The sequence below is a fragment of the Nocardiopsis sp. ATB16-24 genome (assembly GCF_030271535.1).
Lineage (GTDB): Bacteria > Actinomycetota > Actinomycetes > Streptosporangiales > Streptosporangiaceae > Nocardiopsis.
In genome coordinates, this window is the sequence record NZ_JASCXJ010000018.1 from 97,345 (window position 1) to 117,406 (window position 20,062).

Annotated in this window: 15 protein-coding genes; 5 read left to right on the top strand and 10 right to left on the bottom strand. The window is 70.0% G+C overall.

All coding sequences use genetic code 11. The annotated features are described in order from the left end of the window. Nucleotides 1-4: 4 nt before the first annotated feature. The 8 genes from PFX91_RS18295 to PFX91_RS18330 all read right to left on the bottom strand — a co-directional run bounded on the left by PFX91_RS18295 (nt 5) and on the right by PFX91_RS18330 (nt 11,999). The gene (locus PFX91_RS18295) at nt 5-955 is read right to left on the bottom strand and encodes an ABC transporter ATP-binding protein (RefSeq protein WP_285733478.1); all 951 of its coding nucleotides are present in this window, start codon (nt 953-955) and stop codon (nt 5-7) included. Then, nucleotides 955-1,866, bottom strand: coding sequence for an ABC transporter permease (locus tag PFX91_RS18300; protein ID WP_285733480.1), 912 nt, complete (start codon nt 1,864-1,866; stop codon nt 955-957). The genes PFX91_RS18295 and PFX91_RS18300 overlap by 1 nt, the downstream gene beginning before the upstream one ends. Then, the gene (locus PFX91_RS18305; protein WP_285733482.1) at nt 1,863-2,858 is read right to left on the bottom strand and encodes an ABC transporter permease; all 996 of its coding nucleotides are present in this window, start codon (nt 2,856-2,858) and stop codon (nt 1,863-1,865) included. The genes PFX91_RS18300 and PFX91_RS18305 overlap by 4 nt, the downstream gene beginning before the upstream one ends. A 177-nt stretch (nt 2,859-3,035) precedes the next feature. Beyond that, nucleotides 3,036-4,742, bottom strand: coding sequence for an ABC transporter substrate-binding protein (locus tag PFX91_RS18310; protein ID WP_285733484.1), 1,707 nt, complete (start codon nt 4,740-4,742; stop codon nt 3,036-3,038). A 310-nt stretch (nt 4,743-5,052) separates the two neighbouring features. Beyond that, nucleotides 5,053-6,072, bottom strand: a complete 1,020-nt coding sequence (locus PFX91_RS18315) for a LacI family DNA-binding transcriptional regulator (RefSeq protein ID WP_285733486.1) — start codon at nt 6,070-6,072, stop codon at nt 5,053-5,055. Between the two features lie 84 nt (nt 6,073-6,156). Further along, a complete protein-coding gene (locus PFX91_RS18320) occupies nt 6,157-7,056 on the bottom strand; it encodes an Fpg/Nei family DNA glycosylase (protein WP_285733488.1) in 900 nt (299 codons plus the stop codon). 215 nt (nt 7,057-7,271) lie between these two features. After that, entirely contained in the window at nt 7,272-10,385 is a 3,114-nt protein-coding gene (locus tag PFX91_RS18325; protein WP_285733489.1) for a DEAD/DEAH box helicase, read from the bottom strand. 162 nt (nt 10,386-10,547) lie between these two features. After that, nucleotides 10,548-11,999: a PucR family transcriptional regulator gene (locus tag PFX91_RS18330; RefSeq protein ID WP_285733491.1), complete on the bottom strand. Its 1,452-nt coding sequence runs from the start codon at nt 11,997-11,999 to the stop codon at nt 10,548-10,550. Between the two features lie 183 nt (nt 12,000-12,182). Here PFX91_RS18330 and gabT point away from each other — a divergent pair, with 183 nt between their 5' ends. Together gabT and PFX91_RS18340 are read left to right on the top strand one after the other, a co-directional pair. Continuing rightward, nucleotides 12,183-13,520, top strand: a complete 1,338-nt coding sequence (gene gabT / locus PFX91_RS18335) for a 4-aminobutyrate--2-oxoglutarate transaminase (RefSeq protein WP_285733492.1) — start codon at nt 12,183-12,185, stop codon at nt 13,518-13,520. A 112-nt stretch (nt 13,521-13,632) separates the two neighbouring features. Further along, nucleotides 13,633-14,919 (top strand): aspartate aminotransferase family protein, encoded by a 1,287-nt coding sequence (locus PFX91_RS18340; protein WP_285733493.1) that lies wholly within the window; start codon nt 13,633-13,635, stop codon nt 14,917-14,919. A 319-nt stretch (nt 14,920-15,238) separates the two neighbouring features. Here the strand turns inward: PFX91_RS18340 and PFX91_RS18345 are convergent, their stop codons facing one another. Continuing rightward, complete coding sequence (locus PFX91_RS18345) at nt 15,239-15,481, bottom strand: hypothetical protein (protein WP_285733494.1); 243 nt, start codon at nt 15,479-15,481, stop codon at nt 15,239-15,241. Nucleotides 15,482-15,719: 238 nt separating this feature from the next. Next, the gene (locus tag PFX91_RS18350) at nt 15,720-16,532 is read right to left on the bottom strand and encodes a carbon-nitrogen hydrolase family protein (RefSeq protein WP_285733496.1); all 813 of its coding nucleotides are present in this window, start codon (nt 16,530-16,532) and stop codon (nt 15,720-15,722) included. A gap of 178 nt (nt 16,533-16,710) precedes the next feature. Between PFX91_RS18350 and PFX91_RS18355 the strand changes: the two genes are divergently transcribed. Genes PFX91_RS18355 through PFX91_RS18365 form a run of 3 tightly spaced genes read left to right on the top strand, consistent with a single transcriptional unit; the run spans nt 16,711 to nt 19,938 of the window. Continuing rightward, nucleotides 16,711-17,376 (top strand): TetR/AcrR family transcriptional regulator, encoded by a 666-nt coding sequence (locus PFX91_RS18355; protein WP_285733498.1) that lies wholly within the window; start codon nt 16,711-16,713, stop codon nt 17,374-17,376. A gap of 43 nt (nt 17,377-17,419) precedes the next feature. Continuing rightward, nucleotides 17,420-18,343 carry an ABC transporter ATP-binding protein gene (locus PFX91_RS18360; RefSeq protein WP_285733500.1) on the top strand — a complete coding sequence of 308 codons (924 nt, stop codon included), beginning with the start codon at nt 17,420-17,422 and terminating at the stop codon, nt 18,341-18,343. Then, the gene (locus tag PFX91_RS18365; protein ID WP_285733502.1) at nt 18,340-19,938 is read left to right on the top strand and encodes an ABC transporter permease; all 1,599 of its coding nucleotides are present in this window, start codon (nt 18,340-18,342) and stop codon (nt 19,936-19,938) included. The genes PFX91_RS18360 and PFX91_RS18365 overlap by 4 nt, the downstream gene beginning before the upstream one ends. The last annotated feature ends 124 nt before the right edge of the window (nt 19,939-20,062 follow it).

Below are 20,062 nucleotides of genomic sequence, written 5' to 3' on the forward strand. Positions count from 1 at the left end.
TACCTCACCCCGTCTTCCAGCAGGCGGCCCAGTGGCCGGGTTCGATCTCCACCAGCGGCGGCCGCTCGGAGCACTTGTCGAACGCCAACGGGCAGCGGTCCTTGAACCGGCAGCCGGTGGGCGGGTCGAGCAGTCCCGGCGGGGTACCGGGGATGCCCTCCAGTCGGCCCTGCACCGTGGTGGAGCCGACCTCGGGCAGCGCGCCGATGAGCATCTGGGTGTAGGGATGCCTGGGCTCGTTGATGACGGTCTTGGCCGACGCCTTCTCCACGATGTGGCCCGCGTACATCACCATGATCGTGTCCGCCATCTGGTACACGAGCGAGATGTCGTGGGTCACGAAGATCATGCTCTTGACGTACTCGCGATCGCGGAACTCCACCAGCGACTCGGCGACCGCCCGCTGCGTGGACACGTCCAGGGCCGAGGTGACCTCGTCGGCGATGAGCAGCGAGGGGTTGAGCAGGGTGGAGATCACCATGACCACGCGCTGCTTCATCCCGCCCGACAGCTCGATCGGGAAGCGGTCGAGCACGTCGGGGTCCAGGCCGACCAGCTCCAGCCGCCGCTTGAGCTCGTCGGCGATGTCGGCGGGGCGGACACCGCGTGCGCGCAACAGCTCGTTGACCATCCGCCCGATCTTGCGGGTGGGGTTGAGCGCGCTCATCGCGTACTGCGGGATCAGCGAGATCTCGTGGTACCTGAACGGGACCATCGCCTCGTCGTCGCCGACGGGCACGTCCTTGCCGTCCAGTTCGACGGTGCCACCGACGTGGCGCATCCGCGAGTCCAGGCGGATCAGGCTCTTGCCCAGGGTGGTCTTGCCACAGCCGGACTCGCCGGCCAGGCCCATGATCTCCCCGTCCGCGAGGTCGAACGTGACGCCGTCCAGGGCGTGGACGTCCCCGCGCAGGGTCTGGTAGTAGACCTTCAGGTCATTGACGCGAAGAGTCATCACAGCTCCCGCAGCTTGGGGTTGAAGACCTCGTCCAACCCGACGTTGAGGATGTACAGCGAACCCACGATCACCGTGATGCCAAGCCCCGGCGGAATGAACCACCACCACATGCCGAGTTGCAGGGCGCTCCACTTCACGGCGCTCTCCAGCATCAGGCCGAGGGACACGCCGTTCGACGGACCGAGGCCGATGAAGTCCAGACCCGCGGCGGTCAGGACCGCGCCGCCGAAGAGCAGGATGAAGGACATCACCAGGTAGGAGCTCATGTTGGGCGCGATCTCGGTGGTGATGATCTTCCAGGTGCGCCGCCCGCTGAGCCGGGCCAGGTCCACGTAGTCGCGGGTGGCCAGCGACAGGGCCTGGGAGCGGACCGCACGCGCCGCCCACGGCCAGGTCGTCAGGCCGATGAACACGCCCTGGACGAACAGTCCGCGCACGTCCAGGTAGGCGATCGCGACGATGAGCACGACCAGCGCGGGCAGCACCAGGACCACGTTGGTGAGCATGTTGAGGATCTCGTCGATGATCCCGCCCTTGTAACCGGCGACGAAACCGACCGCGGTGCCGATGAGGAAGGCGACGCCTCCGCCGAAGACACCGATGAGGAAGGTGGCGCGCACCCCGTACACGAACTGGGCCCAGATGTCCTGGCCGAAGGTGTTCGTGCCGAGCCAGTACTCGCCGTTGGGCGGCCGGCTCTTGGGTCCGACGTAGTCGTTGGGGCTGTCACTGACGAAGAACGGGCCGATGACGCCGATGAGCAGGAAGACCAGGACGATGCCCAGGCCGATGAGCAGCTTGGGGTTGCGCCGGGCGAAGTGCAGGGTCTCGGAGCCCTTGCGCTCGCCGGCCGGTTCGGGGGCGCCCGCGGCGTCCGCGGTGCCCGGAGCTCCGGCGACGTTCGTCATGAGGAGCCTCCCGTCATCTGGACCCGGGTACGCGGGTCGATCAGCACGTAGACGATGTCGATGATGAAGTTGGCGATCAGTACGCCGACGACCACGAACAGGAAGATGCCCTGGAGCAGGAAGAAGTCGCGGCTGTTCAGGGAGTTCAGGATGAGGGTGCCAAGACCCGGGTAGTTGAACACGATCTCGGTGAGCAGGGCCCCGGCGATGATCGTTCCCAGCTGGACCGCCAGTCCGGTGATCTGCGGCAGCATCGCGTTGCGGAACGCGTAGCGCCGGACCAGCCTGCGCGGGGCGCCGAGGGCCTGGAGGTAGTTGGCGTAGTCCGCCTCCAGCTCGTAGATGATCATGTTGCGCATGCCGATCGCCCAGCCGCCGAGCGCCACGATGAACAGGGACAGGAAGGGCAGGAACCAGTGGGTGAGCAGGCTGGAGATGAACATCCAGCTGAAGTCCGGGCGTAGGGAGTAGCTGTAGCCGCCGGCGACAGGGAAGACCCCGGCGACGATGCCCAGGCTCCAGGCCAGCAGCAGGGCCAGCCACATGTACGGCGTTGCGGTGAGGATGTACCCGACCGGCAGGACCGTGTTGTCCAGCACCTTGCTGCGAGCGGCGAAGGCGCCGAAGCGGTTACCGATGATCCAGCTGAGCAGGATCGCGGGGATCAGCAGGCCCAGGGTGTAGGGCACCGCGCGCAGGATGATGTCGAGGACGGGTTGCGGGTAGAGCATCGTGCTGATGCCCAGATCGCCCTTGAACAGGCCCGACCAGAAACTCAGGTACTGCTGGTGCAGCGGCTGGTCGAGGCCGAAGACCTCGTTGTAGTAGTTGGTCATGCGCTCCAGGGCTTCGGGGTCGCCCACCGAGGCACGGGAGAGCATGCTCCGGACGGGGTCGCCCGGCATGAAACGCGGGATCATCCAGTTGATGGTGACCGCGACGATGAACGTAAGCAGGTAGACGAAGAGCTTACGACCGATGTAGCGCCACACACTTTCCTCCAGGTGATGGCGACGGACAGTCGAGGGCCCCGGCGGGGCGCGGCGTGGATCCAGTGGGGGGATCCGCGCCGCGCCCGCCAGGGGCTCCCCGGCCGGGCTTTTCGCGCCGGGCCTCGGCCGGGGATGGGAGCGGTCAGCGGAAAGGGGAGAGGTGTGGCTCCCCCGCTCCTACTCGACCGGTTCGATCTCCGCGAGGGTGGTGATGGCGCCCAGTTCGAACCATCCGTTCCAGAGGGTGGCCGGGCTGTTGGGCGTGCCTTCGTGCTCGCTGGGCCAGTTGGTCCAGTACTCGTTGGTGGACTGGGCCCAGAGGCCGTTGTACCAGAGCGGGATGGCCGGGAGATCGGTCAGCTGGATCTCCTGCAACTGCGAGGTGATCTCGGCCGCGCCCTCGACGTCGTCCACGGGCACCGCGGCGAGCTGCTCGGTGAGGGCCCACGCCTCCTCGTTCTCGTAGCGGTGGAAGTTCACCGTGCTCTGCTGCTCCTGGACCGGCAGCTGGAAGAGGTAGTCGTAGTAGGTCCACGGCGTGTTGCTCAGCTGCCGTTCGTTGTTGATGATCAGGTCGAACTCACCGGCGTTGCGGTTGTCCACCAACAGGTCGAAGTCGGGGAACTGGGCCTCGATGTTGATGCCGACGTCCTGGGCGTTGGTCGCGATCAGTCGGGCGGCCTCCATCCAGTCGGTCCAGCCGGAGGGGACCTCCAGGGTCAGGGAGATGGGCTCGCCGTCGGGCGTCTCGACGTAACCGTCGCCGTCCTCGTCCAGGTAGCCGGCCTCCTCCAGGATGGCCACGGCCTCGCTGGCGCTGTAGGTGAAGCCCTTGTCCTCGACCAGTTCGTGGTCGATGTAGTCGTCCCACTCCGGCAGCAGACCAGTGGGGCTGGCGGGCTGCACGAGGTTGGCGTAGGGGCCCTCGACGATCTGCTCGAGGTCGATGGCGTGGGCGAGCGCCTGACGGAAGTCCGGGTCGTCGAGCGGCTCACGGGTCAGGTTCGGCACCAGCCACGCCGTGTTGGCGCTCTTCATGTACGGGGGGCCGTCGTAGAAGCTGGTGATGTTCTCGTTGCTGTTGAGGACCTGGTCGATTCCGGGGAGGAAGTTGTTCGACAGGTCGACCTCGTTCTGGTTCAGCATGCCCATCGTCACCTCGTTGGAGGCGTTGACGATGTCGACGATGTAGCGCGCGTCCATGTCCAGGTCGAGGGCTTCGGTGGCCCACCAGTCGTCGTTGCGCTCCCAGACCATGCGGTCGTCGGTGTGGGACTCGTAGACGTAGGAGCCGGTACCGACCGGGTTCTCGTTGGGCCCGTCGGTGACGTCGGTCTCCGACAGCTCGCTCCAGATGTGGTCCGGAACGATCGGGTTGGCGTAGGCCCAGTTCATCCACTCCTGCGGACGGTTCTCCGAGAAGGTGACGGTGACGGTGCGTTCGTCGGTGGCCTCGACGCTCTCGACGTAGTTCCAGACGTTGCTGTAGGGAGACCCGTCGAGTTTGCCGAGCTCCAGGGTGGTGACGACGTCGTCGGCGACCAGGGGCTCGCCGTCGGTCCAGGTCACGCCCTCACGCAGGGTGATCTCGTGGACGTTCTCGGAGGGCCACTCGTCGCTCTCGGCGAGCCAGTGCACGTACTCGCCCGTCTCTCCGTCGAAGAGGAAGAGCGGCTCGTAGACCAGACCGATCGTGCCGACCGTGTACTGTCCCCGCATCATGGGGTTCCAGCTGGTCGGCGGACCCCACGCGGTACCTGTGGTGTACAGGGTTTCGTTACGGGGGTATTCTCCCCCGCCGCCGCTGTCCCCTCCGTCGCTCGAGCAGGCAGTGGCCGCGATGGCCAGCGCCGCGAGCGCCGCGGGAAGCCGCAGGACTCTCATCTCGACTCCTCCTTCCACCCGGTCGGCCTGTGGGGGGAGTCCCCTCCGAGAGCCGGAGGGGTGGGAGCGCTCCCAGGGGTGAGCGCGCAGGACCGTTGCTGAACCGGGTAAGTGAGGTTAACAACAACATGCCCGCTGGAAGTCCGTCAATCCCCATGACTTCGCTGTTATTGGCTTGTAACAGCGCAGATGCGGGTATGCCAGTCAGTTTGCCCGCGCTGAGCTGGTGGTGGGGGCATGCCCCCGCGCCTCCGCCCAGGGTCGCCGGACCTCGCGCGAACGCGCACGGCGCCGTCGTGGAACGGAAGGATCACACGGCCCGCGGACCCGTGCTGGCCCGCGGATACAACTCGCCCCGGGCCGTCTCCCGGTCCTCCACCCGTCCACCCGCGATCGCCTCGCCCAGCATCAGCGCCACCTGGCGCCCGTAGGACACCACGTCGCGGACGATCGCGGTCAGGGAGGGGCGGACCAGACGACACAGCACCGAGTCGTCCCAGGCGACGATGGACAGCTGGGAGGGCACGTCCACACCCATCTCGTGCGCCACGCCCAGCCCCGCCACGGCCATGAGGTCGTTGTCGTAGACCAGGGCGGTCGGCCGGTCGGTGGCGGCCAGCAGTCTGCGCGTGGTCCTCGTGCCGGCCTCGCCCGTGTAGTCGGCGTGCACCGAGCGGGCCCGGTCGAGTCCGGCCTGCGCCGCCGCCTCCCCGAAGGCCTCCACACGGGTGCGGGTGTGCACGAAGTGCTCCGGTCCCGCCACCTGGACGATGTTCCGGTGGCCGAGCGCGGCCAGGTAGTGCACGACCTCGCGCACGGAGGCGGCGTCATCGGTGTACAGGCACGGCAGGGAGCCCACGCCCTCGGGACCGCCCAGCATCACGGCGGGCAGCGAGAGCTCCTCCACCGCCTCGACCCGTGGATCGTCCACCCGCAGGTCGACCAGGACCACACCGTCGACCCGGCGTTCGGCGGCCCAACGTCGGTAGACGGCGATCTCGGCCCCCGTGTCCTCGGTGACCTGCAACAACAGGTCCACCCCCGAGGCGGCCAGCTCCGTCTCGATGCCCGAGATCAGTTGCATGAAGAAGGGTTCCAGTCCGAGCGAGTGGGCGGGACGGTCGATCACCAGACCGATCGCACCGATCCGCCCGCCGGGGGAGAGCGCCCTCGCCGGGCCGCTGGGCGCCCATCCCAGTTCGCGGGCGATCTCCAGGATGCGCTCACGGGTCTCCTTGGAGACGCCCGGACGTCCGTTGAGGGCGTAGGACACGGCCCCCTTGGAGACCCCCGCGGCCTTGGCGATGTCCACGATGGTCGGACGCCGCATCAAACCCCCCATCAGCCCCCCTGAGCACACAGAACTGAACCGGTTAAGCAAACGGTTGGGGATTCTACTTCATGAACCGGATGGTCATTCCGGGGTCGTCCCGGCGTCCTCCTGGCATCCCGGACACCAGTAGAGGGTGCGTCCGGCCAGCTCGCGGGCGGCGATCGACGAGGAGCAGACCCGACAGGGCTCCCCCGTCCGGTAGCAGACGTAGAGGGTGTCCGGGCGAGGGACGGGGTACGCCTCCGGATCGGGGCGGTGCTCGGGACGCGTGGTGATGATGTAACCGTCGCGCACACCGTCACGGAGCAGACCCGCCAGGTCCTCCCACAATCGGGTCCACTGATCCCGGGTGAGGTCGCGTCCGGGGGTCATGGGGTCCAGGCCAGCGCGGAACAGCGACTCGGCTCGGTAGATGTTGCCGATCCCCGCCACGACGTCCTGGCGCATGAGCAGCGCGGCGATGCTCGTCCGGGACCGGCCGATCACACGCCAGGCCTGTTCGGGGTCGGCGTCGTCCCGTAGGGGGTCGGGTCCCAGCCGGGAGCGGACGGCCTGTTTCTCCTCCTCGGTGATGACCTCACAGGCCGAGGGTCCGCGCAGGTCGGCCCATCCGGAGGAGTTGACCAGACGCAGGCGTACGGCACCGACGGGTTCGGGGGGCACGACGAAGCCCTCCTCGTCGCGGACCAGTTCCGAACGCGCCCCTCCCTCGGCGCGGGGCGCGCCCAGGTGACTCTCGCCGTCGGCGTCCCCGAAGGTCCAGGCACCGTACAGGCCCAGATGGACCCGCAACCACTCTCCCGAGTCGAACCCGAGAAAGAGATGCTTGCCGTGCGCCTCGCTCTCGACCAGCACCCGGCCGTCCACGCGTGCGGCGCCCTCGGCGAAACGCCCCTGCGGGCTGGTCGCGCGCACCGTGCCACCACCGAAGGTCTTGTCGAAGTGCGCCGCCAGTCGGTGCAGTGTGTGCCCCTCGGGCAACCCTTTCCCCTCTCACCTCGGCCCGGACCGACGAACGAACCACCGCGTTCCGGGCGTCCGGCTCCAGGGTAGTGCCCGGTCCTCGTCCAGGACGCCCGCGGTGACCGCCCTGGGAGAGCCCCGCTCAGGCCGGTGCCGCCCCGCCGCTCCGGGCGAGGAGAGGGCGTCTCCCCCGGGCCGCGCCCCTTGGTGGAGGCGGGGCACGGCGCCGGGTTTCAGTGGGCGGTCAGGATCTCCTTCACGAGCGTGCGCGGGTCGGCCAGGCAACGCCAGGCGGGCACCACCACCACGGACTCCCCGGTGGCGCGGTTGAGGGAGTCGCCCCGGGCGAGCAGGTGGCGCAGGGAGCGGCCGTCGGGTTCACGGTCGAGCAGGAGCAGCAGGCGACGGGAGCCGAAGCCGACCGCCATGTCCGCGGCCAGGCCACCGACCTCACCGGGGAAGGTCACCTCGGTTCTCGCTCGGCGCAACTCCTCCACCAGGGCGGACACGGCCGGATCGGTCCGGACCACGGTGCCGGAGGCCGAGGCGTCCAGGTCCGCCAAGGGGGTCTCCCGACCCGACCAGTAGCCACGGTCGCCCACCACCACGAGCCTCCTCCTGGTGCGGGTCAGCACCGACGACCACAGGTGACTCATGCGCAGGATCCGCCGTTGGGCGTCGGCCGGGGCATGGGAGGCGAGGACGGGTGAGAGCACGGTGACGTCCACCGCGTCGCGGTCCACGGACAGGAGATCGGGGCCACCGACCCGTACGTCACGGCGGTGGACACGCCGGCTCAGCAGGCGCCGGATGAGCGCCACCTGCGGCTGCGTCGGAGCGATGACCACGAGCGACAGGGCGGGCGGCAGGTGGGCGTCGAGTTCGTCGACCACGACGGTCACACGGTAGGCCTCGTCACGGTTGACGTGTGAGGCGCCCGGCGCCGGCTCACAGACGCCGGCGACGTCCCACCACTCGAACACCGGTTCTCCCGTGAGATCGGGTGCGGTGCGCACCGAGAGCCTGCCTCCGTAGCAGTGCCGTGAGGCGGTCTCGGCCAGGCCCGGCGGCGCACCGTCGTGCTCGTCCAGCCACAGCATCGGAGGTGCCGACCGGTACAGGGCCCGCATCGCCGATCCCGTGCCGTGGCGCAGGCCCCTTTCGTCGAGACGCTCCACGGTCAGGCCCGCGGCGGCCGACGCCAGGCTCTCCTCGGCGGGCTCCAGGGCACTCGTCGGTCCCGGGTGGACGGGGTCGCCGAAGACCACGGCGCGGTCGGCGCGGTAGAGCACCGGCAACAGCTCGGCCACGCGGGAACGTTCCGCGCCGAGCACGACGACCAGGTCGAACAGCCCCGCACGCGGCGGCAGCGCGCGTACCTGGTCGGTTCGACACGCCCACGCGGGCAGGGTGTCCAGCACGTTCTCCAGTCCGGGCCGGCCGTTGCCGCGCTGCCAGTTGAGCGCCTCCAACCGGTTCTCGATCGCGGCGTGCCCCCGCCGCAGCCGCGGCTCGACGACCGCTCGCAGACAGCCGGCGCTGGACCTACGGTGCCGGGCCAGGGCGTCGGTCAACTCCTCTGTCAGCTCTCCCAACGGCGCGCAACGGGTACGCCGGTCCACCGCCGCGCGCCACTCGCTCTCCAACCGCGCGACCTCGCACAGCTCGGCCAGAGCGGCGGGGTCCGTGGCCACCCCCAGTTCACGGCGGATCGCGGTGCGGTGGTGCAGTCCGACCATCCCCTTCTGCCTGGCGCGCTCCGCCCGCCGCCACCAGTACTCGGGGCCTCCCCGCTCCGGTGTGAAGAGGGCGTCGGGGTCCCAGCCTCGGGCGATGGCGCGCCCGCGCTCCTCGGCGAGGCGGGCGAGTGCGTGTCCCCCCGAGGCCATGGTGTCCATCGCCCGCCACATCCGGCGGACACGTGCCCAGTCCTCGGCCAGAGCCGCCCGGTGCTCCTCCGGATCGGCCCCGTATGGATCGGTGCAGGGTTCGGACAGGCTGCGGGCACGCTCCAGGAGAAGGCGGTCGAGCATCGGTATCTCGGCGGAACGGTGCTCGTGTCCGCCGGTCCGGATCAGAGGGAGGGCTGGCGGTGCCTCGGCGCGGACGTCGATCCGGGCGAGGTCGGCCTCGGTCTGTGCGCACACCAGTACGCGCCGGCCGTTGCCCACGGCGGTGCGCACGAGGGAGTCGACCAGGTCGTGCACTCCGCTCCCCGGAGGCGCGGCGACCACGGTGAGCCTTTCTCGCATGGCCACGCGCAGGACCTCGTACTGGGACTGGCCGAGTTCGGTGACGCAGATCGGGACGACGGAGTCGTCGTCCCCGGCCGTCTCCGTGGAAGGGGGGAGCCCGCGTGCGCCGTGCCGGGAGTCCGTCCGTCCGCCACGGCGGGTCCCCGCCGTGGGAACGGTGTCCACGCCCTCGCACGGAGCCACGGGTCCCGGCCCGAGAAGGGCTCCCAGAGCCGTTCCGGTGACGGCGGCGGGATCGAGTCCGTTCTGGCCGGAGGAGGGGTCCAGGTCCGCCAGGACGTCCTCGACGTCCCGGGGCCCCCAGGCGTCGGTCTCCTCCCTCCCCCCGGGCCCCGCCCTCAGGAGCACGGCGACGTTGTGGGCTCCGCGGGTGTCGGTGCGCGGAGCGCCCCGAGTGCCGAGCGGTGCGATGTCGTCCACCCTCTCGATCTCCAGGTGGGCGAGCAGGAGGCGGACCCTGGCCGCGAGGTCGGACACGGCTGCGGGACGCCGCGCGGGATCGGGCGCTCCCGCGCGCAGCCGGGCGCGGATCTCGAACAGGTCCTCGGGGTCGGTGACGTCGAGCAGCCGCAGGAGGGCGGGGTTGACGTCGGGCGGTCCCACCGCCCGGACCAGCGTGTCGCCAGAGGCGGGGGAGGCCTCCTGGGAGTCGTCCACGGGCGCCACGTCGACGACGAGCAGGGGCAGGGCGACGCGATCGGCGCCCTCGCCCAGGATCACGAGCGGATAGCCGTAACGCGGTGTCTGCCCGAGCCTTCGGGCCACGCTCAGGACCCGGGCCGCGTCGGAGGGGAGCACGAGGGTCTCGCGGGCGCCGCTGAACAGGGTCTCATGCCCCGCGGGCAGGCAGACGCAGGCGTCTGTGCCCAGGTCCCGCGCGTGGACCGTGTGCGCGTGCACGGCCTCGCGGCGCAGGCAGGAGCGGAGGTAGGCCAGCAGGGAGAGCACCTCGGAACGGTCGACCGGAGGCTTCCAGCGGAGCGAGGCGGCCCCCACGCCCACGGTCGGCCCCGGGGGCACGGGCGGGGCGCCCGGTGACCTCTGCGGGTGCCCGTACCCGATCTCGTGCTCGTCGTCCCTCAGTGATCTCAACGCCGCCCCGCCCCCAGGTGTGTGATCGACCGGCCGCCCGATGACAGCAAGGCCATTGTGGAGGACGGAGCGTGGCCGAACCCCTCGAACGCCGAAATCCGCCCCGGCTTCCGGTTCCGATGGAGAGGCCCGGGGTTCGCGGGCCGCCTCCCCGGTCCCGCCTCATTCCCGCCCGTCGAGGCCGTGGACGCGAAGGGCGATCCAGAGTTCGGTCCGGTAGTCGGGATCGTCCAGGTCCCCCGACAGCAGGTCGCGGATACGGCGCATGCGGTAGCGCAGCGTGTGGCGGTGGACCCCCAGGACCTCGGAGGCGGCGTCCCAGCGTCCCGAGGCGGCGAGGTAGGCGTGCAGTGAGGCGAGCAGTTCGGCGGAGGTGCGTTGCCGCAGGAGCGGGGCGAGCAGTTCCTCCGCCATGCGGGCTCCCGCCGGAGTCCGTGTCAGTCCGAGGAGCCCCCCTGGCAGGTCGCCGAACCGGAGCAGGTCCTCTCCCGATCCGTGCGCCGCCTCCCACGCCCGCTCGGCCTGGGACAGGGCTCCCGGAAGCTGGGCGTAGGAGGAGGGGTCGCTCACCCCGACGGGTCCTTCCAGTACCTCGCCGATGACGCCGTTCGCCGTGTCGGCGCCGGCCAGCAGCAGTGCGCGTCCGTCCTGTTCGGCGATCAGGACGCCCTCGGGCGGGTGCGCGGGGCCGCTCCGCTCCGCCACCGCCACCACGACGGGTTCGGGGGGCAGGGCCTCCCGCAACCTCTCCGCCCCGGGGTGGAGGGGGTCCAGGGCCCCGGCGAGCAGGGCGGTGAGCACCCCCTCGCGAATCCTGGCGGGGACGCTGTGGGCGGCGCGCTCCAGTTCGAGGGAGAGCAGTGACACCGCGGCGTTGACCAGTGTACGTTCGTCGGAGCCCAGTCCGCCCCCGGCGCCCACCGCGAGGAAGCCGCGTATCCGTCGGCCGGTACCCAGGGGTTGCACGGACACGTGCTCGTCACCGGAGGTGACCGAGACACTGGCGCGCACGCCCGCGGCGCGCAGGCGGTCCAGTTCGTCCGTCAGGCCGGCGACGTGCTCCGCGGCCGAGGCGGGGGCCGCGTGTCGGACGACGCCGTCGTTGGACAGCAGCACGACCCAGGCCCCGAGGTCGCGGGACAGACGGCCCACGATCGCCGAGGCGCCGGTGAGCGCCGCACGGGTGAGTTCACGTTGGGCCGCGAAGGCGCGGCTCAGTCCCTCGTACTCCTCCTTGGCCAGGAGGCGGGACACCTCCTTGCCGATCGCTATGAAGGGGGTCTCCCGCCCGACCTCCACCAGGGTGAGTCCGGACTCGGCGGCGGCCTCGCGCAACCGGACGGGTGTGCGCTCCAGGACCACGCCCGCGGCGAAGCCCAGGCCGGTGATCCGGCGCTCGGCCAGGCGTCGCGCGTAGTCGCGCAGGTCGGGGACGCCACCGGCCCACCGCACCCCGGTGGTGAGCAGGAGCTCACCACCCGCCAGGTAGGGGGTGGGGTCCTCCAGCTCGCTGACCGCGACCCACTCCACCTGGCGGTCCAGGTTCTCCTGTCCGGTGAGCAGGCTCAGCCGCAGGCGCGGTGTACGCATCAGAGCGCCCAGGGTCGGCGGCATCCTGTCCTCCTCCCCCGTGATCGCATGTGCACAAACCTGACGTGTTGGCGCAAGTACCCGTCTTGATTATCCACTGTGTCCATGTGCGCGGTGCTCGGCGCCTCCTAATGTCGTGCCAGGTCGGCGCACCCCTCTCCGACCTTCTCGACTTCCCGTCCACCCATCGCAGAAGGAGGCAGCCGTATGGCAGCGACCGAGGTCGCCCAGTCCCGCCGGGTCGTCACCGAGATCCCCGGCCCCAAGTCCCGCGCGATCCAGGAGCGCCGCCGTTCGGCCGTCGCCCAGGGCGTCGGCAGTGTCCTGCCCGTCTATGTCGAGCGAGCCGGCGGCGGCATCGTCGAGGACGTCGACGGCAACGCCCTGATCGATTTCGGTTCCGGTATCGCGGTGACCAACGTCGGCAACGCCGACCCGCGCGTGGTCGAGCGTGCGTCCGAACAGCTCGGCCGGTTCACCCACACCTGTTTCATGGTGAACCCCTACGAGGCCTACGTCGAGGTGTGCGAGGCCCTGAACCGGATCACCCCGGGAGACCACGAGAAGCGGTCGATCCTGCTCAACTCGGGCGCCGAGGCGGTGGAGAACGCGGTGAAGATCGCCCGCAACGCGACCGGCCGCCAGGCGGTGGTGGTCTTCGACCACGCCTACCACGGCCGCACCAACCTCACCATGGCCCTGACCGCGAAGAACATGCCCTACAAGCAGGGCTTCGGTCCCTTCGCCGGCGAGATCCACCGTATGCCGATGGCCTACGCCTACCGCTGGCCGACCGGCCCGGACAACTGCGGCCCCGAGGCCGCGGACATGGTGATCGACCAGATCACCAAGCAGATCGGCGCCGAGAACGTGGCCGCGGTCGTGATCGAGCCGATCCAGGGCGAGGGCGGGTTCATCGAGCCGGCGCCCGGCTTCCTGCCCGCGATCGTGGACTTCTGCCGCGCCAACGGCATCGTGTTCGTCGCCGACGAGGTGCAGACGGGCTTCGCCCGCACCGGCCACATGTTCGCCTGTGAGCACGAGGGCATCGTCCCGGACCTGATCGCCACCGCCAAGGGCATCGCGGCCGGTCTTCCACTGGCGGCCGTGACCGGCCGCGCCGAGCTGATGGACGCCGTGCACGGAGGGGGCCTCGGGGGCACCTACGGCGGTAACCCGGCCGCGTGCGCCGCCGCGCTCGCCTCGCTGTCGGCGATCGAGTCCGACGGCCTGGTGGAGAGGGCCCGGGAGATCGGCGAGCTGATGCTGGGCCGTCTGCGCGACATGGCCGGCAAGTACGACGTCATCGGCGACGTGCGCGGACGCGGTGCGATGATCGCGGTCGAACTGGTCAAGGACGCCGACCGTACACCCGACCCCGAGTCCCTGGCCAAGGTGATGTCCTTCTGCCACTCCCGGGGCCTCGTGCTGCTGAGCGCGGGCACCTACGGCAACGTGATCCGCATGCTGCCGCCGCTGGTGATCGGCGACGATCTGCTGAACGAGGGCCTGGACCTGCTGGAGGAGGCCTTCTCCCTGCTGTGACACTCGGCGGGTCGTGGGTGCCGTCCACGTACCCACGACCCGCTCCCTGAGACGGCGTCGCGAACACGGCCGGTCGTGGCCAAGCGCGCGGCTCCTGAGTCAGACTGGAGGCATGTCGGAACTCCTTGCGCGTCACCGCGCGGTCATGCCCGCCTGGCTCCCTCTGTACTACGAGTCCCCGCTGGAGATCGTCAGCGGCAAGGGCTCACGTGTCACGGACGCCGATGGCAACACCTATCTGGACTTCTTCGCCGGGATCGCGACCAACACGCTCGGCTACGACGTGCCCGAGGTCCGCGAGGCCGTGGAGCGGCAGATCGCCAAGGGGATCGTGCACACCTCCACCCTGTACCTCATCCGCGGTCAGGTCGAGCTGGCGGAGAGGATCGCCCGTCTGTCGGGGATCCCGGACGCGAAGGTGTTCTTCACCAACTCCGGTACCGAGGCCAACGAGACCGCTCTGCTGTTGGCCACCTACGCCCGTGGCAGCGACGAGGTGCTCGCGATGCGCGGCGGCTACCACGGACGCTCGTTCGGCACCGTGGCGGTGACCGGCAACCGGGTGTGGAAGAACTCCTCGCTGTCACCGTTGAACGTGCACTACCTGCACGGGACCGACCACGCCTCCCCCGCCTTCCGCACGATGAGCGACCAGGAGTACATCGAGGCCTGTGTCGCCGACCTGCGGGACGTACTGGACACGACCGCGCCGAACGTGGCGTGTCTGATCGCCGAGCCGATCCAGGGCGTGAACGGGTTCGCGATGCCGCCCGACGGTCTGTACGCCGCCTACAAGGAGGTGCTGGACGAGCACGGCATCCTGTTCGTGTCCGACGAGGTGCAGACCGGCTGGGGCCGCAGCGGCACGAGTTTCTTCGGTATCGGCAACCACGGGGTGACCCCGGACATCATGACCTTCGCCAAGGGGCTGGGCAACGGTTTCGCCGTGGGCGGGGTCGTGGCGCGCGGCGACCTGATGGACCGGCTGGGCGCTCTGGGCGTGGCCACCTTCGGCGGCAACCCGGTGTCGATGGCCGCGGCCGGAGCGACCCTGGACTACGTGCTGGAGCACGACCTCCAGGACAACGCACGGCGGCAGGGCGCCCTGATCCTGGAGGGGCTCAGTGCCCTGACCGCCCTTTCGAGCGTGAAGGACGTGCGCGGCAGGGGGCTGATGTTCGCCGTGGAGATGATGGATCCCGCGACCGGGGCACCGTCCGCGTCGTTGGCCGGGAAGGTGTTGGAGGCCACGCGTGAGCGCGGGCTGCTGGTCGGCAAGGGAGGGGTGCACGGCAACGTGCTGCGGATGGCACCGCCGATGACCCTGTCCCAGCAGGAGGCCGTGGAGGGTCGCGACATCCTGTTGGAGACCGTACGCGAGGTGGACTCCGGAGCCTGAGAGGGGGCGGGGAGCGACCCGCGCCGGGAAGGTGCTCCCTACGAGCGGGGCGTCCTCGCGGGCCTCCCCGTCGAGGGGCGGTGGAAGGAGCGCGGACGACGGGGGCGAATTCCTCTCACTTGCAGTCGCGAAGTCGACACAGGGAGTAGTATTACTCTACGACGCGCCACGCGGGGCGTGGTCGGCGACGCAGACCGACCAGGAGCCGTTTCTCCCGGAGCGCCTCCTTCGGTGCCCTCCTCCCCGTGGGAGGCGAGGGCGCCGAAGGAGGCGCTCCGGGCCCCTCTCCCCTGGGGACCCGGAGCGCGATCGTCTCCTCCTAGCGGGCGGCGAACAGCCGTTCGTCGGCGGAAACCGAGGGTTCCGCACCGACCAGAGCCGCGCACTCCTCACAACCGAACACGTGACTGCCGTCGGGCAGGTGGCCGAGGACCCGGCGGGGCCGGGGCCATTTGGTGTGGCAGACGACGCAGGCATCCCCCATGCACTGCGCCCAGCTCAGCAGGCCCGGGTCGTAGGCGTAGGCGTCGACGGCGGGCCGTGTGTCTGGTTCGCACATCATGCTCGTTCCGCGCAATGTCCTTGCTCCCCCCGTGGTTTAGGACAGTCTGGCGGGCCGATAGTTACCGGCTCTTTATTGAATCAGAAGCTCTTGGCACCGAGAAGGGGTCGGACCGATCCCCATCACATCATGCAGGTGAATCATAACCGTACGTAACCAACCCTGGGAAGGCCCCTTACTCTACGAAGATTTTCACCTGTTTTGCCGGATTATCTACCGAGCGATAGCAGCCCGAACCTCAATCATCTGCTCGCGCAGAGACCGAAAAACGGCGCAGAGACAGAGCCGGATTGAGCTCTCGCACCTCTTCCACACGAGCGGCCGAAACCCGGGTCGAAGCGAGAGCGAAGCCCTGCTCTCCCAACGCCACGAGCGGTGTCCCCATGGGATCGACCACCATGCTGTTGCCCGCACCCGTGGGAGCCGACTGCCCTGAGGCGGCCACGTACACCGTGTTCTCGATGGCGCGCGCCCGCACCAGCGTCCGCCAGTGCTCCTCCTTCAACGGGCCCGGCACCCACTGCGCGGCGGCCAGGACCACATGCGCACCGGCGTCGACGATACGGCGCGTCACCTCGGGGAAACGCAGGTCGTAGCAGGTCTGCAACCCGAACACCACGCCGTCCACGGTGAAGGTCTCCGGCTCCTCGATCGGGCCCGGCCGTAGCACGTCCGACTCCCTGACCCCGAAGGCGTCGTACAGGTGGATCTTGCGATACAGCGCGACCCGCACGCCCTCCGGGGAGAGCGCCACGAGCGTGTTGGCGAAGCGATCGGCGCCCTCCGCCCCGACCTCGTTGACTCCGAGCACCACGTACACGCCCTCCCTGCGCGCGGTCTCGGCCGCGGCGGTGACGAAGGGGCCGTCGAGGGGCTCGGCCACCTCCACATAGGAGGGGCCGATGCGCGAGGCGGTGAACATCGTGTACTCGGGGAACAGGACCACGTCCGCGCCCTCCGACGCGGCCTGGGCCGTCAACCGCGCCACCGAGCGCTGATTCTCCTCCTTGTCCTGCCCCGGGGCGAACTGGGCGACCGCGACCTGCACCATCGGACCTCTCCTCGTCGGCGTGGGCGCTCCAGGGGCGCCGTGCACCGAGTGTACGACCGGCCCCCGGACCGCCTCCGCCCCACACGGGACCGCCCGCGACCCCCGTCCCCCGAGGAGCCGGGCACGTCCGGAGTCTCGTGCTTGCCTTGAGATTGAACCGTCGTTTAGTCTATTGAACATGTGTTCAGCAATCAGGCGCGACGGCGGATCGGACCTCACCGCACGCGCCCGCATCCGGGACGCGGCCATCGCGTGCTTCGGCCGACACGGCTTCGACGTGACCGTGCGCGCCATCGCCGACCAGGCCGAGGTCTCCCCCGGGCTGGTGATCCACCACTTCGGGTCCAAGGCCGGGCTCCAGCGGGCCTGCGACGACCATGTGGTCGGCCTCGTCGGCGCGTTGAAGACGGAGTCGGTCACCGCCCACGACGACCAGGGCTTCCTGCGACAGCTCGCCTCCATGGAGGAGTACGCCCCCTACCTCGCCTACATCCTCCGGGCCCTACAGACCGGAGGCCCCCTGGGAGCCTCGCTGTTCGAGCGCATGGTCGCCGACGCCGAGCTCTACCTCGCCGCGGGGGAGGCCGAGGGCACGATCCGTCCGAGCCGGGACCCGGCCAGGCGGGCCCGCTGGCTGACCGCCGGTGCCCTCGGGTCGATCCTCATGCTCGTCACCCTGGGCCGAGCGGGTCAGGAGATCGACTTCGCCGAGGTGTTCCGGGAGTGGGAGACGGAGTACATGCTCCCGGCCCTGGAGCTGTACACCGAGGGCCTGTTGACCGAACGCACGCTCCTCGACTCCTACCTCCGACACACCGAAGAGCACTCCGAGGAGGCCGACTGACAGACCAGGTTCCCGAGCCCACCACCTCCACAGGAGTCCCACCATGTCCTCCCCCGTCATCGAAGTCCGCGGCGCCGACAAGTACTTCGGCCGGTTCCAGGCCCTGGACAAGCTCGACCTGACCGTCCACAAGGGCCAGGTCGCGGGTTTCCTCGGCCCCAACGGCGCCGGAAAGTCCACCACCATCCGCATCCTGCTCGGTCTGCTCAGGGCCGACGCCGGGTCGGTCCGCCTGCTGGGCGGCGACCCCTGGCGCGACGCCGTCGCCCTGCACCGCCGTCTGGCCTACGTCCCCGGCGACGTCACCCTGTGGCCCAACCTGACCGGAGGGCAGGTGATCGACCTGCTCGGACGGCTGCGAGGCGGGATCGACCCCGACCGCAGGAAGGAACTACTGGCCCGCTTCGAGCTGGACCCGACCAGGAAGGCGCGCACCTACTCCAAGGGCAACCGTCAGAAGGTCGCCCTGGTGGCCGCGCTGGCCTCCGACGCCGAACTGCTCATCCTGGACGAGCCCACCTCCGGCCTGGACCCGCTCATGGAGGCCGTGTTCACCGAGTGCGTCCTGGAGGCCAAGTCCCGTGGCCGCACCGTCCTGCTGTCCAGCCACATCCTGTCCGAGGTGGAGAAGCTGTGCGACACCGTCACCATCATCCGCGGGGGGCGCACGGTGGAGTCCGGGACACTGGACGAGCTGCGCCACCTGACCCGTTCCACCGTGCGCGCCACCGTCGAGGGGGACCCCCGGGCGTTGGAGAGCGTCGAGGGGGTACACGACCTGCGCGTCGACGGTGACACCGTCACCTTCGACGTCGACGACACCCACATGAACACGGTCATGGGCGCGCTCGTCGGACTCGGGATCCGCGGCCTGGTGAGCAACCCGCCCTCCTTGGAGGAACTGTTCATGCGTCACTACGGCGACGAGCCGGCGGCGCTCGACGGCGACGGGAGCACGGCGGCATGAGCACGTTCACCGGAACCGGTGCCCTCACACGGTTCGTCCTGCGCCGCGACCGTGTCCGACTGACGGTCTGGGTCCTGGCCCTGGTCGGCACCGTCGCCGCGACCGTCCCGGCGCTCGACGACATGTTCGCCACCGACGCCCAGCGCCAGGCCCGGGCCGCGGTCATGGACACCCCGACCGGGATCGTCTTCGGCGGCCCCGGGTACGGACTGGACGACTACGGGCTCGGTCCGATGGTCGTCAACGAGCTGACCATGAGCCTGCTCATCGCGCTGGCGGTCATGAGCGTCCTGCACGTGGTCCGACACACCCGTGCCGAGGAGGAGAGCGGACGCGCCGAACTGCTCCGGGCCGGCGTGCTCGGGGCCGGCGCCCAGTTGACCGCGGCACTGATCACCGTCTCGATCGTCAACCTGGTCGTCGGCGGCCTGACCGCTCTGACGCTGATCGGCAACGGCCTGGAGGGCGCCGACTCGGTGGCCTACGGCCTGGGGCTGGCCCTGGCCGGCATCTCCTTCGGGGCCGTCGCCGCCGTATGCGCGCAGACCGTCGAACACGGACGTGGCGCCGCCGGCCTGGCGTTCCTGGTCGTGGGTGTGTCGTTCATGGCACGGGTGGTGGGCGACATGGCCGAGGAGGGCGGCGGCGCGTTGTCCTGGCTGTCACCGTTCGCCTGGGTCCAGCAGACCCGTGTGTTCCACGACCTGCTCTGGTGGCCCCTGGCGCTGTACCCCGCGCTCATCGGGGTGCTCTTCGCCCTGACCTACGCCCTGGCCAAGCGACGCGATCTCGGTGCGGGCCTGTTCGCCGCCCGGCCCGGCCCGGCCGGTGCGGGCGCGCTGTTGGGCAACACGTTCGCGCTGCACCTGCACCAGCAGCGCGGCGCCATCCTCGCCTGGACGGTCGCCGTCTTCCTCTTCACCCTCGCGTTCGGCTCGCTGGTGAGCGAGGTGGAGGGGATGCTGGAGGAGAACCCCGATCTGGTCGCCTTCCTCGGGGAGGCCGCCGCGGACGTCACGGAGGGCTTCCTCGGCGTCATGTCCGGTTACGTACTGATGGCGGCCTCGGCCTACGCCGTCGTCTCGGTGACACGGGCACGGGCCGAGGAGACCTCCGGACGCGCCGAACTCCTCCTGTCCACCGCCGTCGGCAGGGTGAGCTGGTTCGGCGGCGCGCTGTCGGTCAGCGTGCTGTCCTCGGCGTTGATCGTGGTGGTGGGCGGACTCGGTCTGGGATCGAGCGCCTCGCTGGTCCTGGAGGACCCCTCCTGGACGGGGACCATGGTCGGGGCCTCGTTGGCCGGACTGCCCGCGGTGCTGCTGTTCGCCGCGGCGGCGGCGGTGTTGACGGGGGTGGCACCGCGTCTGCTCCCACTGGTGTGGGCCTGGCTGGGGTACAGCCTCCTGGTCTCGATGTTCGGCGCTCTGGTGGGCCTGGACGACCGCCTGGTGAACCTGAGCGGATTCGAGATGCTGCCCACGCTTCCCACTGAGGAGTTCGAGGTCCTGCCGGTGGTCCTCGCGCTGGTCGCGGTACTCGTCGCCGGCGTGTTCGCCCTGGCGGGTTTCCGCCATCGGGACCTGTCCACCGCCTGATCCGCCGGCCGGTCCCCCAGAGCCGGACGGCGTCCGTCGTCCGGCTCCGACGGACCCTGTGGGTTTCAGTGCGGAAAAGGGGATTCCACCCGTGGCGACGGTGACGACGGTGGCGCCGAGGTGT